At 64.9% G+C, this 16,462-nt stretch carries 15 protein-coding genes; 6 read left to right on the top strand and 9 right to left on the bottom strand.

Annotation, left to right across the window (positions count from 1 at the left end):
- Positions 1-255: 255 nt before the first annotated feature.
- Positions 256-882 (bottom strand): bifunctional 4-hydroxy-2-oxoglutarate aldolase/2-dehydro-3-deoxy-phosphogluconate aldolase, encoded by a 627-nt coding sequence (gene eda / locus ACK4FZ_RS02945; RefSeq protein ID WP_144370911.1) that lies wholly within the window; start codon positions 880-882, stop codon positions 256-258.
- A gap of 94 nt (positions 883-976) precedes the next feature.
- Complete coding sequence (gene edd, locus ACK4FZ_RS02940; RefSeq protein ID WP_409818225.1) at positions 977-2,815, bottom strand: phosphogluconate dehydratase; 1,839 nt, start codon at positions 2,813-2,815, stop codon at positions 977-979.
- 249 nt (positions 2,816-3,064) lie between these two features.
- Between edd and zwf the strand changes: the two genes are divergently transcribed.
- From zwf to pgi, 5 genes are all read left to right on the top strand, one after another.
- Positions 3,065-4,537, top strand: a complete 1,473-nt coding sequence (gene zwf / locus ACK4FZ_RS02935) for a glucose-6-phosphate dehydrogenase (RefSeq protein WP_409818224.1) — start codon at positions 3,065-3,067, stop codon at positions 4,535-4,537.
- A 183-nt stretch (positions 4,538-4,720) separates the two neighbouring features.
- Complete coding sequence (gene pgl / locus ACK4FZ_RS02930; RefSeq protein ID WP_409818223.1) at positions 4,721-5,398, top strand: 6-phosphogluconolactonase; 678 nt, start codon at positions 4,721-4,723, stop codon at positions 5,396-5,398.
- The gene (locus tag ACK4FZ_RS02925; RefSeq protein WP_409818222.1) at positions 5,379-6,365 is read left to right on the top strand and encodes a glucokinase; all 987 of its coding nucleotides are present in this window, start codon (positions 5,379-5,381) and stop codon (positions 6,363-6,365) included. The genes pgl and ACK4FZ_RS02925 overlap by 20 nt, the downstream gene beginning before the upstream one ends.
- Positions 6,358-7,209: a transcriptional regulator HexR gene (gene hexR / locus ACK4FZ_RS02920; protein WP_144370906.1), complete on the top strand. Its 852-nt coding sequence runs from the start codon at positions 6,358-6,360 to the stop codon at positions 7,207-7,209. The genes ACK4FZ_RS02925 and hexR overlap by 8 nt, the downstream gene beginning before the upstream one ends.
- Positions 7,210-7,254: 45 nt before the next feature.
- Positions 7,255-8,904, top strand: a complete 1,650-nt coding sequence (pgi, locus tag ACK4FZ_RS02915) for a glucose-6-phosphate isomerase (protein WP_409818221.1) — start codon at positions 7,255-7,257, stop codon at positions 8,902-8,904.
- Between the two features lie 476 nt (positions 8,905-9,380).
- Here the strand turns inward: pgi and ACK4FZ_RS02910 are convergent, their stop codons facing one another.
- On the bottom strand, positions 9,381-9,875 hold the full coding sequence (locus ACK4FZ_RS02910; RefSeq protein WP_144371092.1) for a YgjP-like metallopeptidase domain-containing protein: 495 nt from the start codon (positions 9,873-9,875) through the stop codon (positions 9,381-9,383).
- An 84-nt stretch (positions 9,876-9,959) separates the two neighbouring features.
- Between ACK4FZ_RS02910 and ACK4FZ_RS02905 the strand changes: the two genes are divergently transcribed.
- Positions 9,960-10,556 (top strand): purine phosphorylase, encoded by a 597-nt coding sequence (locus ACK4FZ_RS02905; protein WP_409818220.1) that lies wholly within the window; start codon positions 9,960-9,962, stop codon positions 10,554-10,556.
- Between the two features lie 85 nt (positions 10,557-10,641).
- Here the strand turns inward: ACK4FZ_RS02905 and tolQ are convergent, their stop codons facing one another.
- The 6 genes from tolQ to purH form a co-directional block, all read right to left on the bottom strand.
- Complete coding sequence (gene tolQ / locus ACK4FZ_RS02900) at positions 10,642-11,301, bottom strand: protein TolQ (protein WP_409818434.1); 660 nt, start codon at positions 11,299-11,301, stop codon at positions 10,642-10,644.
- 27 nt (positions 11,302-11,328) lie between these two features.
- Positions 11,329-11,904 carry an L-threonylcarbamoyladenylate synthase gene (locus ACK4FZ_RS02895; RefSeq protein ID WP_409818219.1) on the bottom strand — a complete coding sequence of 192 codons (576 nt, stop codon included), beginning with the start codon at positions 11,902-11,904 and terminating at the stop codon, positions 11,329-11,331.
- A gap of 126 nt (positions 11,905-12,030) precedes the next feature.
- The gene (locus ACK4FZ_RS02890; protein WP_409818218.1) at positions 12,031-12,759 is read right to left on the bottom strand and encodes a substrate-binding periplasmic protein; all 729 of its coding nucleotides are present in this window, start codon (positions 12,757-12,759) and stop codon (positions 12,031-12,033) included.
- A gap of 167 nt (positions 12,760-12,926) precedes the next feature.
- Positions 12,927-14,204 (bottom strand): phosphoribosylamine--glycine ligase, encoded by a 1,278-nt coding sequence (gene purD, locus ACK4FZ_RS02885; RefSeq protein ID WP_144370900.1) that lies wholly within the window; start codon positions 14,202-14,204, stop codon positions 12,927-12,929.
- A gap of 52 nt (positions 14,205-14,256) precedes the next feature.
- Positions 14,257-14,772 (bottom strand): lipid IV(A) palmitoyltransferase PagP, encoded by a 516-nt coding sequence (gene pagP, locus ACK4FZ_RS02880; protein WP_409818217.1) that lies wholly within the window; start codon positions 14,770-14,772, stop codon positions 14,257-14,259.
- Between the two features lie 91 nt (positions 14,773-14,863).
- Positions 14,864-16,441, bottom strand: a complete 1,578-nt coding sequence (gene purH / locus ACK4FZ_RS02875) for a bifunctional phosphoribosylaminoimidazolecarboxamide formyltransferase/IMP cyclohydrolase (protein WP_144370899.1) — start codon at positions 16,439-16,441, stop codon at positions 14,864-14,866.
- Between the last annotated feature and the right edge of the window lie 21 nt (positions 16,442-16,462).

Raw genomic sequence — 16,462 nt, 5'->3', positions numbered from 1 at the left:
GGCCGCGGTACCGGTGACAGCCCCGATAGCACAGCAAGACAATCCCTAAGACATGCGATGGCAATAAAAAAAACGCTCTGCCGGGGAGAATCGGCAGAGCGCTACAAGAAAGCAACAAACTACAGCCCGCCAGTCGCGTCGCAACGACCGGCAGCGATCACGGGGTACGCCTCACCTTGCGGCCGCGTGCTTCCGTCCCGTTGCCGCCACAGGCCCGCGAGGGCACCGGCAACCGGATGGCACGGCCCTGGGGCCTTAGCGTACCGCCAGCGCGCTGGCCGCGCGGGCCAGTGCGGTGATGCGGTCCCAGTCCTGCGCAGCGATGGCGTCGTCCGGGGTCAGCCAGCTGCCGCCCACCGCCAGCACATTGGGCAGGGCCAGGTAGTTGGGGGCGCTGTTCACGTCGATGCCGCCAGTGGGGCAGAAACGCAGCTCCGGCAGCGGGCCGGCCAGCGATTTCAGCAGCTTCACGCCGCCGACGGCTTCGGCCGGGAACAGTTTCAAGATATTGAAGCCCTCGTCCTGCGCGTGCATGGCTTCGGACGGGGTGGCGATACCGGGGATGAACGGTACGCCCGAGGCGCGGGCGGCAGCGGCCAGCTCGGCGGTCAGGCCCGGGCTGATGCCGAACTGGGCGCCGGCGTCCAGCGCCGCCTCCAGATGGGCACGGGTACGCACGGTACCAGCACCTACCAGCGCGTCCGGCACCTCGTCACGGATGCGACGCATGGCGGCCAGCGCAGCCTTGGTACGCAGCGTGATTTCCAGCGTGCGGATGCCGCCGGCAACCAGCGCATGCGCCAGGTCTACCGCCACGGCGGCGTCGTTAACCACGATAACCGGTACTACCGGGCCTTGGCGAAGCAGAGACAGTGCGTCCATTGTGTGTCCTTTGCAGGGGTTGGCCGCGGCCAACCCGGTCAATGATCGATGCAGTTTTTATAGCCCACCGCCACACGGCAGCGGGCTCTGGCGCTTAGCGGGCCGCCCACAGCGGGTGGGCAAAGCTCATCGCGCCGTCTTCGGCAGCGGTGGCCAGTTGGCGGAAGCCGGCGAACAGTTCGCGGCCGACGCCGTGCTGGTTGGCGCTGAGGTCAATCTGTACGTGCTCGCGCGCCGCCCATTCGGCCGCGTCCACCAGAATGCTCAGCTCGCCAGTGTTGGCGTCCAGGCGTACCAGGTCGCCATTGCGTACTTTGCCGATATCACCGCCCAGCAGCGCTTCCGGCGACACGTGGATGGCGGCCGGTACCTTGCCGGACGCACCGGACATGCGGCCGTCGGTGACCAATGCCACCTTGAAGCCGCGCTCCTGCAGCACGCCCAGCGGCGGCGTCAGCTTGTGCAGCTCCGGCATGCCGTTGGCGCGCGGGCCCTGGAAGCGGATCACCGCCACAAAGTCTTTTTCCAGCTCGCCGCGCTTGAACGCCGCCAGCAGTTCGTTCTGGTCGTGGAACACCACCGCCGGTGCTTCCACCACGCGGTGCTCGGCTTTCACCGCCGACACCTTGATCACGGCGCGGCCGATATTGCCGGTCAGCACCTTCAGGCCGCCGTCGGCGGAGAACGGGTTGGCCGCCGGGCGCAGCACGCCGTCGTCGCCAGAGACCGCCGGCGCGTCGCGGAACGCCGCCTCGCCGTCCTGCAGCCAGGCTTCCTGGCTGTGGGCGCGCAGGCCTCGGCCCATGATGGTGGTGACGTCGTCGTGCAGCAGGCCGGCGTCCAGCAGTTCGCGAATCACAAAGCCCATGCCGCCAGCGGCATGGAAGTGGTTCACGTCGGCCTTGCCGTTCGGGTAGGCGCGCACGATCAGCGGCACCACGGCGGACAGCTCGTCGAAATCGTCCCAGTTCACGTTGATGCCGGCCGCGCGGGCGATGGCATTGATGTGCAGGGTGTGGTTGGTGGAGCCGCCGGTAGCCAGCAGGCCGACGATGCCGTTGACGATGGCTTTCTCGTCGATCACCTCGCAAATCGGGGTAAAGCGGCTGCCCTGGGCCGAGATCTCGGCGGCCACACGGGCGGCGCGGCGCGTCAGCGCGTCGCGCAGCGGAGTATTCGGGTTGACGAAGGCAGCGCCCGGCAGGTGCAGGCCCATCACTTCCATCAGCATCTGGTTACTGTTGGCGGTGCCGTAGAAGGTGCAGGTGCCCGGGCCGTGATAGGAGGCCATTTCGGACTCCAGCAGCGCGTCGCGGCCAACCTTGCCTTCGGCGTACAGCTGGCGCACCTTGGCTTTTTCGTCGTTGGCAATGCCGGTGGTCATCGGGCCGGCCGGTACAAACACCGCCGGCAGGTGGCCGAAGGCCAGCGCGCCGATCAGCAGGCCGGGCACGATCTTGTCGCACACGCCCAGGTACAGCGCGGCGTCGAACATCTGGTGGCTCAGCGCGATGGCGGTGCTCATGGCAATCACGTCGCGCGAGAACAAACTGAGCTCCATGCCCTCGAAACCCTGGGTCACGCCGTCGCACATCGCCGGCACGCCGCCGGCAAACTGGGCGGTGGCCCCAGCCTTCAGCGCTTCGGCCTTGATGATGGCGGGGAAGGTTTCCAGCGGCTGGTGCGCCGACAGCATGTCGTTGTAAGCGGACACGATGGCCAGGTTGGGGCGGGCCGCCTCTTTCAGGTGGATCTTGATCCCGTCCGGCATGGCGGCGAACGCGTGGGCCAGGTTGGTACAGGACAGCTGGGAACGCTCGACCTTGCCCTGGCGCATCGCAGCGCGGGCCGTCGCCAGGTAGGCCGCGCGAGTATCGCGGCTGCGTTCGATGATGCGCTGGGTAACAGCGTGCAGTACGGGATGCAGACTCATTGGTATCGACCCTGATGAAGGTGCTTGAATGGTAGTTTTACTACAGTCTGTTTGCAAGGCGCTACACCACAAAAAGCTGACGCCAATGGAAAAATTTGCCACAAAAACCTGATATATCAATGCAATGCTGACTTGTTGGCCGCTCACAACACGCCACCAGGCAACGGTATGGCCTGAATAATCGACATAGACAAGCGGGGCTTGTTTGGTAATATAACTACATCACAACCTTGTGCGAGAACAATCAGGATGGAGAACGCAAACCTGCACACCCCGGCCTTCGATATGGTGCTGTTCGGGGGCACCGGCGACTTGGTGATGCGCAAGCTGCTGCCGTCGCTTTACCAGGCCCACGCCGCCGGCCTGCTGCACGAAGAAGGCCGTATCCTGGCGCTGGGCCGCCGTGACATGAGCCGGGAAGACTACCTGGCCATGGTAGAAAAGAGCGCGCGCGTACACGTGAAGGAGCACTTCTCCACCGAACACTGGAACAGTTTCCTGGCGCGCATCGAATACCTGAAAGTAGACGCTGCCACCCCGGAACACTACCCGGCGCTGGCCGAGGCGGTAAAAGCCGGCGGCGACCGCGTTACCGTCTGCTACCTGGCCACCGCACCCGACCTGTTTGAAGGCATCTGCGACAACCTCGCCGCCGTCGGCCTGAACCACGACAAGGTGCGCGTGGTGCTGGAAAAACCGCTGGGCCACGACCTGGAATCGTCCAACGAGATCAACGAAGCCGTCGCCCGCCACTTCAAGGAAGAGCAGCTGTACCGTATCGACCACTACCTGGGTAAGGAGTCGGTACAGAACCTGCTGGCCATCCGCTTTGCCAACGCGCTATTCGAGCCGCTGTGGCGCCGCGAGTGGATTCACGACGTGCAGATCACCATCTCGGAAGACCTGGGCGTCGGCACCCGTGGCGACTTTTACGACAGCACCGGCGCGCTGCGCGACATGGTGCAAAACCACCTGCTGCAGCTGCTCTGTATCGTGGCGATGGAGCCGCCGGCCAACCTGGGCGCCGACGCGGTACGCGACGAAAAGCTGAAAGTGCTGAAAGCGCTGCGCCCGTTCGGCGAGCAGGACGTGGCCAACAAGACCGTGCGCGGCCAGTACAAGGCCGGCGCCGTGGCTGGCCAGCCGGTGATCGGCTACCTGCAGGAGCAGGGCATTCCGGCCGGCAGCCAGACCGAAACCTTCGTCGCCATCAAGGCCGAGATCGACAACTGGCGCTGGTCCGGCGTGCCGTTCTTCCTGCGCACCGGCAAACGCATGCAGGAACGTCTGGCCGAAATCGTCATCAATTTCCGCGACGTGCCGCACCACCTGTACGCCAACCCCACCGGCCAGAACATCGCCAACCGCATGGTGATCCGCCTGCAACCGGAAGAAAGCATCCGCTTGTACTTCCTGTCCAAGGAGCCGGGCGACACCCAGCGCCTGCAGCCGGTACACCTGAACCTGGACTTCCACGAATCGTTCAAAGCCCGCCGTGCCGACGCTTACGAGCGCCTGCTGCTGGACGTGATCCGTGGCAAGCTGGCGCTGTTCATGCGTCGCGACGAGCTGGTGGAAGCCTGGCGCTGGGTCGAGCCGATCATGGACAACTGGGCGCGCAGCACCACCCCGCCCAAGCAGTACACCGCCGGTACCTGGGGCCCCGCCGCCTCCAGCGCACTGCTCAGCCGTGACGGCATCAGCTGGCACGAAGAGTGTTAATCAAGGTATAAGGCTGGCCCGCCCCCGCGCTGCGGCCAACCTGGCACCCGGCAGCACCGGGTAGCAACGCGGCCATCACCCTGCCCCACCTTTGCGCAGGGCGGTGGCCGACAACACTGTCGAGCCCGGCCCACCGGGCCGATCAGGTCGCCGCAAGACGACCCCTGCATGGACGATACAGAGATGCTTCTGAACGCATTCCCCCAGGCCGCCGACGCGAGCGCGGCCCTGGCCCAAGCGGTAGCCGCCGACCTGGCCACCGCCATCGACAACCGTGGCCGCGCCACGCTGGCCGTGTCCGGCGGCCGCTCGCCGGTGCCGTTCTTCCAGGCGCTGGCACAAACGGCGCTGGACTGGCAACGCGTCACCATCACGCTGGTAGACGAGCGCGTGGTGCCGCCCGAGCACGCCGATAGCAACGCCGGCCTGGTGCGCCAGTACCTGCTGCAAGGCCAAGCCGCCGCGGCCGCCTTCCTGCCGCTGGTCAACACCGCGGCCAACCCCGAGCAAGAGCTGGCCACCGCGCAAACGCTGTGGCAAACGCCGGACGTAGTGGTACTGGGCATGGGCGACGACGGCCACACCGCGTCGCTGTTTCCGGCTGCCGATAACCTGGCCGCCGGCCTGGACGCGGCCAACCCGCAGGCGCTGATCGGCATCGTGCCGCCAGCGGCACCGCACCGCCGCATCAGCATGACGCTGGCCGAACTGCAACGCAGCGGCAAGCTATATCTGGCCATTGCCGGCGCCGGCAAACGCGCCGTGCTCGACACCGCCGCGCAAGCCGTGGACGCCACCTACCCCATCAGCTACCTGCTGCAGCCTTCGGAGAAACCGCTTCATGTCTACTGGGCAGCCTAATCCCTTCCCGCGCCTGCTGGCCGACATCGGCGGCACCAACGCCCGTTTTGCCCTGGAAACCGCGCCGGGCGTCATCGAAGACATCGACGTGCTGCCGTGCAAGGACTACGCCACGCTGGCCGACGCCATGCGCAGCTATCTGGAAAACGCGCACACCCGCGCCGTGCACCACGCCGCCATCGGCATTGCCAACCCGGTTAACGGCGACCGCGTGCAGATGACCAACCACCACTGGTCGTTCTCGATCGAGGAAACGCGCCAGGCGCTGGGCTTCCACACCCTGCTGGTGCTGAACGACTTCACCGCGCTGGCGCTGTCGCTGCCACACCTGCCGGCCGAGGAGCTGGTACAAGTGGGCGGTGGCGACGCCAAGCCGGGCGCCAAGGCGCTGATCGGCGCCGGCACCGGCCTGGGCGTGTCCGGCCTGCTGCCGGCAGGCGGCGACTGGGTGGCCATCGCCGGCGAAGGCGGCCACGTGGCGTTTTCGCCGCTGGACGACGACGAAGCCGCGCTGCTGCGCTATGCGCAAACCCGCTTTGGCGAGCATGTCTCCGCCGAGCGTTTGCTGTCCGGCCCCGGCCTGGAACTGATTCACGACGCACTGAGCGTGCAGGCAGGCGAAGCCGCCGGCCAGCTGTCGGCAGCGCAGATCAGCGAACGCGGCCTGTCCGGCCGTGATGCGCGCTGCGTGCGCGTGCTGGAACTGTTCTGCGCCATGCTGGGCACCGCGGCGGCCAACCTGGCGCTGACGCTGGGCGCTGTCGGTGGCGTGTACATCGGCGGCGGCGTGGTACCGCGCCTGGGCGACTTCTTTGCCCGCTCTGCCTTCCGCGCCCGCTTCGAAGCCACCGGCCGCTTTGCCGGCTACACCGGCGCCATGCCGGTGTACGTGATCCACAGCCCCTACCCTGCGCTGGTTGGCGTGCGCGCCGCGCTGCGCAGCCATCTGGGAGAGCACGATGCTTGAGAAAATCCGCAGCGAGCTGGACAAGCTGTCCGGCGCCGAGCGCCGGGTGGCCGAGCAGGTACTGGCGCAACCGTATACCGTGATGCAATCGGCGGTGTCCGACATCGCCGCCAGCGCCGGCGTCAGCCAGCCGACGGTGATCCGCTTCTGCCGCAGCATGGGCTTTTCCGGCCTGTCCGACTTCAAGCTGAAGCTGGCCGGCACCCTGGTGGGCGGCGTACCCTACGTGCACTCCAGCGTGCGCCCGGAAGACCCGGTGTCGGAGATCACCGCCAAGGTGTTCGACAACACCGTCACCGCGCTGCTGAAGTGCCGTAACGACGTCAACCCGCAAGCGGTAGACGCCGCCGTCAACCTGCTGTCGCACGCCCGCCGCATCGAGTTTTACGGCCTGGGCAACTCCGGCATCATCGCCGCCGACGCCCAGCACAAGTTCTTCCGCTTCGGCATCCCCACCGTGGCCTATGCCGACAGCCACATCCAGATCATGGCCGCCACGCTGCTGACGCCGGACGACGTGCTGGTAGCCATTTCCAGCTCCGGCCGCTCGCGCGAGCTGATGGACGCCGTCAACGCCGCGCTGGAAAGCGGCGCCAAGGTGATTGCCATCACCGTGCCGGGCACGCCGCTGGCCGAACGCGCCACCGTGACGCTGGAAGTGGACTCACCGGAAGACAACGAAACCTACAGCCCGATGCTCAGCCGCATCCTGCACCTGGTACTGATCGACATCCTCACCGTGGGCGTGGCGCTCAAACGCGGCCCTGGCCTGGCCACGCAACTGGAAAAAGCCAAACGCAGCCTGAGGCAAAAACGGCTGCGCAACGACAACGACGACGAATAAGCTGCGCCACGGGTTGGCCGCAGACACACAGAAGATGGAGAAAACATGAGCGCCCTCACCCAGCTCCCCGCCTGGCACGCCCTGTGGGACCATTTTGCCGAAGCCAAAAACGTGCACATGCGCGACCTGTTTGCCAGCGACCCGCAGCGCGCCGAGCGCTATTCGCTGGAAGTCGGCGGCCTGTTCCTGGACTACTCGAAAAACCGCATCACCGACGAAACACTCGCCGGCCTGATGCAGCTGGCGCGCGAAGCCGGCCTGCCGGCCAAGCTGAAAGCCATGTTCAAGGGCGAAAAAATCAACCGCACCGAGAACCGCGCCGTGCTGCACGTGGCGCTGCGCAACCGCACCAACTCGCCCATTCTGGTGGACGGCGAAGACGTGATGCCCAAGGTGAACTCGGTGCTGGCGCGCATGGGCAAGTTCTGTCATGCGGTACGTAGCGGCGAATGGCTGGGCTACACCCACCAGCCGATTACCGACATCGTCAACATCGGCATCGGCGGCAGCGACCTCGGCCCGCTGATGGTGTGCAGCGCGCTCAAGCCGTTTGGCCACCCGCGCATGAACATGCACTTCGTGTCCAACGTGGACGGCGCCCAGCTGAAGGAAACGCTGAAGAAAGTGCACCCGGAAACCACCCTGTTCGTGGTGGAATCCAAAACCTTCACCACCCAGGAAACGCTGACCAACGCCCTCACCGCCCGCGAATGGTTTGTCGCCCGCGCGCGTGACGAAAAAGCAGTGGCCAAGCACTTCGTGGCGGTGTCCACCAACAAGAAAGCCGTGGCCGAGTTCGGCATCGACCCGGCCAATATGTTCGAATTCTGGGACTGGGTAGGCGGCCGCTACAGCCTGTGGTCGGCTATCGGCCTGCCCATCATGCTGTACCTGGGCGAAGAAAACTTCACCGAGCTGCTGAACGGCGCCCACATCATGGACCAGCACTTTGCCAACGCCTCGTTCGAACAGAACATGCCGGTGCTGCTGGCCATGATCGGCATCTGGTACATCAACTACTACGGCGGCGGCAGCCACGTCATCGCCCCGTACGACCAGTACCTGCACCGCCTGCCGGCTTTCATTCAGCAACTGGACATGGAATCCAACGGCAAGCAAACCTGCCTGGACGGCAGCCCGGTCGACTTTGAAACCGCGCCCATCATCTGGGGCGAAACCGGCATCAACGGCCAGCACGCCTTCTTCCAGCTGCTGCACCAGGGCACCCACATCTCGCCGATCGACCTGATCTGCTCGCTGAAAAACAGCTCCAGCCTGCCGGGCCACCACGAAATCCTGCTGGCCAACGTGTTTGCCCAGGCCGAAGCCTTCATGCGCGGCAAAACCGCCGAAGAAGTGCGCGAAGAGCTGACCGCACAAGGCCTGAAAGGCGAGGCGCTGGAAGCGCTGGTGCCGCACAAGGTGTTTGGCGGCAACCGCCCTACCAACGCGCTGCTGATGGACCGCCTGGACCCGCGCAACCTGGGTAGCCTGATTGCGCTGTACGAACACAAGATCTTCGTGCAAGGCGTGATCTGGGGCATCAACAGCTTCGACCAATGGGGCGTGGAGCTGGGCAAACAGCTGGCCAAAACCATCCACGCCGAGCTGGCCGGCAAGCTCAAGAGCGCGCCGCACGACAGCTCCACCACCGCGCTGATCGAACGCTACCGCCGCGCCAACGCCGGCCACTAAGCCTGCGGCCAACCTGGCCCTGCCACAGCAAAACGCCCCGTCGAGACGGGGCGTTTTTTGTTTGGGCGCTGACGCTGGCGCTTGGGCAACGGCGCACGAGGTACACACCCCAGCCGTAGCCCGGATAAGCCGCAGGCGCATCCGGGGGAAATCAGCAAGTAGGGTGGGCAAAGGCCACAGGCCGTGCCCACCGGCCAGACGTCGTGGTGGGCACGCTACGCTTTGCCCACCCTACGCCTCCGCCTCGCGTACCAGCAGCCATAGCCGCATGTCGAACTCCAGCTGGTGGTAGTGCGGCTCCATGTGGCAGCACAGCTGCTAGAACGCCTTGTCGTGGTCTTCTACCTTCAGCCCGTAGCCCGGATAAGGCATAGCCGCATCCGGGGTTATCTCCGGCACCCACCTGGCTCGGTCGCTATGCGCTGCCCTCCCCGGATGCGCCTGCGGCTTATCCGGGCTACCAAAGCACCAAACGGCTACGCTTCCGCCTCGCGCGCCAGCAGCCATAGCCGCATGTCGAATTCCAGCTGGTGGTAGTGCGGCTCCATGTGGCAGCACAGCTGGTAGAACGCCTTGTCGTGGTCTTTTACCTTCAGGTGGGCCAGCTCGTGTACCACGATCATGCGCAGGAAGGCTTCCGGTGCGTCGCGGAACAGGCTGCCGATGCGGATTTCGTTCTTGCTTTTGAGCTTGCCGCCTTGCACCCGCGACACAAAGGCGTTGGTGCCCAGCGTGCCGCGCATCGGGTGCAGGTTGTTGTCGTACACCACCTTGGCCAGCGCGCCGGCGTTTTTCATGTAGCGCTGCTTCAGCTCGGTAACGTAGTCGTACAGCGCGCGGTCGGTCTGGATGTCGTGGCTGTCGGGGTAGCGGCTGGCCACCCAGGCGCCCAGCTTGCCGGCCTGCAGCAGGCCGGCCACTTGTTCGATGAGGTGCGGCGGGTAGCCCGCCAGGTATTTGATGTCTGCCATGCGGCATTGTAGCGCGGCGGTGGCTGTTGGCCGCAGCGCGGCGGCACTAGAATCGCCTGTCCCCTTTTATTGCGGCCAACCTGTATGCAAATCACCGTGCTGTTCCCCACTGCCACCGAAGCCAGCCTGTTCCAGCGCGACGGCGTTACCACCCTGGTCAGCGGCGTGGGGCTGACCGCTACCGCCTACCAGACACTGAAAACGCTGCACGCCGGGCGGCCGGACTGGCTGATTCTGGCCGGTGTAGCCGGCTACTACCCGCACGCCAACCTGGCCATTGGCGACGTGGTGCTGGTGGAAAGCGAAGTGGAGGCCGATTTGGGCTTTCACACGCCGGACGGCTTTGTACACCTGTCGCACCTGCCGCTAGACATGGATTTCGAGCGCCGCCACACGCTGGCCTGCCCGCACCTGCCGGCAGAGGGCGGCTGGCGCACGGCGCGCAGCGCGTCGTTGAACGTGGCGATGGCACCGTTTATCGATAGCAGCGCGGTGGACATCGAAAACATGGAGGGCGCGGCGTTTTTCCACGTCTGCCTGCAGGAGCAGCAGCGCTTTCTGCAGCTGCGCGCCATCTCCAACGTGGTGCAGCCGGGCGACGATAACTGGGACCTGCCCGGCTCGGTACGCGCGCTGACCGACGCGCTGCACCGGCTGATCGACCAGCTGCAGGCGGCCTGAGCGGCGCTTGCGGCCAACCTTGTGCCGCCTGGCAAACAAAAAGCCGCTATCCATCGAAGCGGCTTTTGCGTGGTAGCTGCCCAGCTTATTTTGCTGCCAGGCGCTGCAGGATGTTGGAAAACTCTTCCATGAACGAATCAAAACGGCCAGCCAGACGGTCCACATCGGCGGCAAAGCGGTTGTAGGCCACCACGGCGGGGATGGCGGCAAACAGGCCGATGGCGGTGGCGATCAGCGCTTCGGCAATGCCCGGTGCCACGGTAGCCAGCGTGGCCTGGCCGGCGTTACCCAGGCCGATAAAGGCGTGCATGATGCCCCAGACGGTACCGAACAGGCCGATGTAGGGGCTGACCGAGCCAACGGTAGCCAGAAAGCTGTTGTGATGGTCCAGCGCGTCCAGCTCGCGCTGGGCGGCGGCGCGCATGGCGCGGCGGGCACCGTCCAGCTGGTCGGAGATGTCCACCCCCGGCTGGCGGCGCAACTTCACGAATTCGGCAAAACCGGCTTGAAACAGTTTTTCGGTGCCTTGAGCGTCACCCTTGCCACGGGTTTTCTCGTACAGGCTGTTCAGGTCGGTGCCGCTCCAGAACTGCTGCTCGAAATCCTGGGTGGCACGGCGGGCGCGGCCAAGCACCGCCAGTTTGTTAAAGATGATGCCCCACGATACCAGGGACAACAGCACCAGGCCGGCCATCACCAGTTGAACCGGCAGACTGGCGAGCATGATCAGGCTGAGAACGGAAATTTCCTGCACGGGTGGCTCCTTGCAGCGTCAGCGCAGTACGCGCCCGCTGTCGAGATCGATAATGGTAGACGGTTTGCGGCGCTTGCCGATGCGGCCCTGCAGGGTCAGTACCTGTTCGCGGCCGAAAGCCTGGCGGCAGGCGCGGGCGGTTTTCAGCGACTTCTGCCCGGCACGGTTGGCCGAGGTAGACACCAGCGGCGACCCCAGCGCGCGGCACAGCGCGGCGGCTTCGCCATGGGCGCTGATGCGAACGGCAATTTTATCATGCCGCCCGCGCAGCAGCGTGGGCACGCGGCGCGACGCCGGCAATAAAAAGGTGTACGGGCCGGGCCAGTAACGCTGCACGGTGGCCAGCTGCGCCGGCGTGAGCGGGCGGATCAGCGGCCGTAGCTGCTGCAGGTTGGCCGCAATCACGATCAGGCCCTTGTGCGTGGGCCGGCCCTTGATGGCCAGGATGCGGCGGATGGCACGCACGTCGAACGGGTTGCAGCCCAGGCCGAAGCAGGACTCGGTGGCGTAGGCCAGCACCCCCCCGGCGCGCAAGCGGCCGCGAGCAGCGTCCACCTGCGCCCGGGCGGGCAAACGGGGAAACGGTGTTTTCACGGTAAACGGCAATGGTTAGCGGTAGTGAACAGACCGGCGGCAAACAACAGGGTTCCGGCTGGCCAAGAGAGTCACGGCTGCCGATTGTAGCGACTGGGCAAGTGTTGTGCACTGCCAAAGCCACCTTCAGGGCTGTAGCTGCTGGTATCTGGCTTGAATACGCGCCACGCTGCCATCACGGCGCATGCGTTCCAGCGTGTCGTTAAGCAGGCTGACGGTACGGTCATCCATGCGCGGATTGCAGGCCAGGTACATCAGCGTGGTATTGAAGGTGAGCACCGGACGGATGCTGGCGCCGGCTTTTTCGCGCTCGGCCAGCAAGGCGCCGCTGTACTTGCCGGTGGCCCAGAAGTCGATGCGGCCCGCAAGTAGCTTGCGTACGTTCTGCACGTCGGCGCTGGCAAGGTCTACCTCGAAGTTCTTGCCGATCAGGAACTGGGCGATGGCGTCACCGCTGTAGCCGCCCAACCGGTAGGGTCGCACCGCCTCCAGAGCCGGCACCGGGATCTTGCTGTCGTTGCGGGCGTACAGTACCCACGGGTTCTCCACTACCGGGCCTATCCATTTGAACTGGTGCTCGCGCTGCTCGGTGCGGGTGGTGGAATACACGCAGGTGTGAGGTTCCAGCACCGCGCGGTTGAAAGCCCGCACCCATGGCAGCAGCTCGATATCGTGGCTGATGCCGGCGCGCTGCAGCAGCTGGCGCACGATATCGGTGGATAAGCCGACAACGCGGCCGCCACTGTCGGCCATATTGAACGGCGGGTAGTCTTCGGTCAGCAGTGTCAGGTGTGCCGCATCGGCGGCCAGTGCGCTACTGCCACAGCACAGCAGCGCCAGCATCAGCGTCTTCATGCCTAGCCCTCCTACAACCGGGTTCCTTTACCAGTGTAGGCGCTGCTGTGGTCACGCTGCCCGCTAAAGTGGTTCGGCTAACCCACGGCCACCAAAGAAAACACCCTGCTTGCCGGGCAAACAGGGTGTCGATAGCGGGGCCGCCCGCATGGGCGGTAGCACGCGGCTTACTTGTTGCGGTTCAGCGCCTTGCCGCCGATATCGCGGCGCAGCTGCTTGCCGGCAAACTGGATCTGGTCGGCCACGGCGTAGGCTTTCTGCTGCGCCATTTTCACGCTGTCGCCCAGGCCTACCACGCACAGCACGCGGCCACCGTTGGTCACCAGCTGCTTGTCGGCGTCAAAGGTGCTGCCGGCGTGGAAGGTCATGGTGTCGTCGGTGTGCGCCGGAATGCCGCTGATCAGGTCGCCCTTGCGCGGCGCTTCCGGGTAGCCTTCGGCGGCCAGTACCACGCCCAGTGCCACGCGACGGTCCCAGTCGGCTTCAACCGTATCCAGCTTGCCGTTGACGCCGGCTTCCAGCAGCACGGTGAAGTCGGACTTCAAACGCGCCATGATGGGCTGGGTTTCCGGGTCGCCAAAGCGGCAGTTGAACTCGATGGTGAACGGGTTGCCGTCGGCGTCGATCATCAGGCCGGCGTACAGGAAGCCGGTGTAGGTGTGGCCGTCGGCTTTCATGCCGCGTACCGTTGGCAGGATGATCTCGCGCATCACGCGGGCGTGGATTTCCGGCGTCACCACCGGTGCCGGGCTGTACGCGCCCATGCCGCCGGTGTTGGGGCCCATGTCGCCGTCCAGCAGGCGCTTGTGGTCCTGGCTGGTGGCCATGGCCAGCACGTGCTCGCCGTCTACCATCACGATGAAGCTGGCTTCCTCGCCTTGCAGGAAGTCCTCGATCACCACACGGGCACCGGCGTCGCCCATCTTGTTGCCCACCAGCATGTCGTCGATGGCAGCGTGCGCTTCGTCCAGCGTCATCGCTACCACCACGCCCTTGCCGGCGGCCAGGCCGTCGGCCTTGATCACGATCGGCGCGCCCTTGCGGCCAACGTAGTCGTGGGCGGCAGCGGCGTCGCTGAAGGTTTCGTAACCGGCGGTGGGAATGCCGTGGCGCTGCATGAAGGCCTTGGCAAAATCCTTGGAGCTTTCCAACTGCGCAGCGTACTGGGTGGGGCCGAAGATCTTCAGGCCGGCGGCGCGGAAGGCGTCTACCACCCCGGCAGCCAGCGGCGCTTCCGGGCCGACCACGGTCAGTTCGATTTTCTCGTCGCGGGCAAAGGCCACCAGCTCGGGAATGGCGGTGATGGCCACATTGGTCAGGTTCGGGTCCAGTTCGGTCCCGGCGTTACCCGGTGCCACAAACACTTTGGATACACGGCGCGACTGGGCAATGCGCCAGGCCAGGGCGTGCTCGCGGCCACCAGAGCCGATTACCAGGATTTTCATCTGCATTCCTCAAACAGGGTGTTCGTGTCGCTGCCGGCTAAGCCGGCAGCGTTCAATAAGCGATACGGCCAAATACAAAGAGCACATTGCCGTTGCCCTTCGGGCCCGGCATGAAGGAAGCCATCACCGCGCTCTTGCGGTACTGCAACGACGCCAGCGGCAGCACTACCGGTACCGGAAAGCCCTTCAGCGTATCGGTGCGGCTAGTCAGAAAAGCAGTAAAACCGCCCCCCAGCTGCCAACGGCCACCGATGGGTACCATGCTCTGGTAGGCATAACCGGCCGCCGGCTCAACATGCTTGTGCGAGTCCAGAAAGGCGATCGCATACACACCATGCCAGTCACCGTCTTCGTCATACAGGCTCTTGCCGATACCGCCGCCCCAGGCGCGTTCGTTGAACGACTTGATCTTTTCTTCGCTATACATGCTGCGCAGGTGGTAGGCGTAACCGGTAACGTAGACGCCGGTTTCGCCCTGCTGCATTACCTGTTCGGCACGGCGACAGCCTTTGTCCAGCCAGCTGTCGCTATTGCCACAGGTCACAGCATGTGCGCTGGAAGCCAGCAACAGGCCACTTAATATAAAACTTTTTTTTATCAAAACAACTGCCCTCAAAAGGTTGGCCGCAAGGAAGGCGGCCAACCCTGCGGCAAATTGCTTAGTGACGGAAGTGACGTACGCCAGTCAGTACCATGGCGATGCCGTGCTCGTCGGCAGCGGCAAACACTTCTTCGTCACGCATGGAGCCACCCGGCTGGATGATGGCCTTGATGCCTTGCTCGGCAATCACGTCGATACCGTCACGGAACGGGAAGAACGCGTCGCTGGAGGCCACGGCGCCTTGCAGGCTCAGGCCGGCGTCCTGCGCCTTGCGGGCAGCGATGCGGGTGGAGTCCACACGGCTCATCTGGCCGGCGCCGATACCGGCGGTCTGGCCGTTCTTGCAGAACACGATGGCGTTGGATTTCACGTACTTGGCCACGCGCCAGGCGAACAGCAGGTCGGCCATTTCCTGTTCGGTCGGGGCACGCTTGGTCACCACGCGCAGCTCGTCCAGGCCCACGTTGCGGATGTCCGGGGTTTGCACCAGTACGCCGCCACCCACGCGCTTCAGCTCGAAATGGTTGGCACCGGCCAGCAGCGGAATCTCCAGCACGCGTACGTTTTTCTTGGCGGCGATGATGGCCTTGGCTTCGTCGGTAAACGACGGCGCCAGCAGCACTTCCAGGAATTGACCGGTTACCGCTTCCACGGTTTCCGCGTCTACCGGGCGGTTGAAGGCGATGATGCCGCCGAAAGCGCTGGTGGTATCGGTAGCGAACGCCAGGCGGTAGGCGCTGAGGGTGTCAGCAGCCACAGCCACGCCACACGGGTTGGCGTGCTTAACGATGACGCAGGCCGGGGCGTCGAAGGTTTTGACGGCTTCCCAGGCGGCATCGGCGTCGGCGATGTTGTTGTACGACAGCTCTTTGCCCTGCAGCTGGCGGTAACCGGCGATGGAACCGGCAGCCGGGTGCAGGTCGCGGTAGAAGGCGGCGGCCTGGTGCGGGTTTTCGCCGTAGCGCATGTCCTGCACTTTGACGAACTGCATGTTCAGGCGGTTCGGGAACGCGGCACGGTCCGGCACGCCGGCGTCCACGCCTTCGGCCAGGCTGGTCAGGTAGTTGGAGATGGCGCCGTCGTAGGCCGCGGTGTGGGTGAACGCTTTCTTGGACAGGTTCAGGCGGGTCAGCTTGGACAGCTGGCCGGCGTTGGCCTGCATTTCACCCACCAGCGCGTCGTAGTCTTCGGCGTCGGTAACGATGGCCACGTGCTGCCAGTTCTTGGCTGCGGAGCGCACCATGGTCGGGCCGCCGATATCGATGTTTTCGATGGCGTCTTCCAGCGTGCAGTCTGCCTTGGCGATGGTGGCTTCGAACGGGTAGAGGTTCACGCACACCAGGTCGATGTTGCCGATGCCGTGTTCCTGCATGGTGGCCACGTGTTCCGGCAGGTCGCGACGGCCCAGAATGCCGCCGTGCACTTTCGGGTGCAGGGTTTTGACACGGCCGTCCAGCATTTCCGGGAAGCCGGTGTAATCGGATACGTCGATTACCGGCACACCGGCATCACGCAGCAATTTGGCCGTACCGCCAGTGGACAGGATTTCTACGCCGAAACCTGCCAGGGCCTGGGCAAATGCCAGTACACCGGTTTTGTCAGACACGCTGATCAGCGCACGTTCGATCTTGGTCATGGTTCTCTACCGCTCATCAAA

The sequence above is a fragment of the Vogesella sp. genome, from assembly GCF_046297735.1.
Taxonomy (GTDB): Bacteria; Pseudomonadota; Gammaproteobacteria; order Burkholderiales; family Chromobacteriaceae; genus Vogesella; species Vogesella urethralis.
The sequence above is the reverse complement of the archived record's forward strand: the minus strand, read 5'-3'. Positions and strand labels throughout refer to the sequence as shown.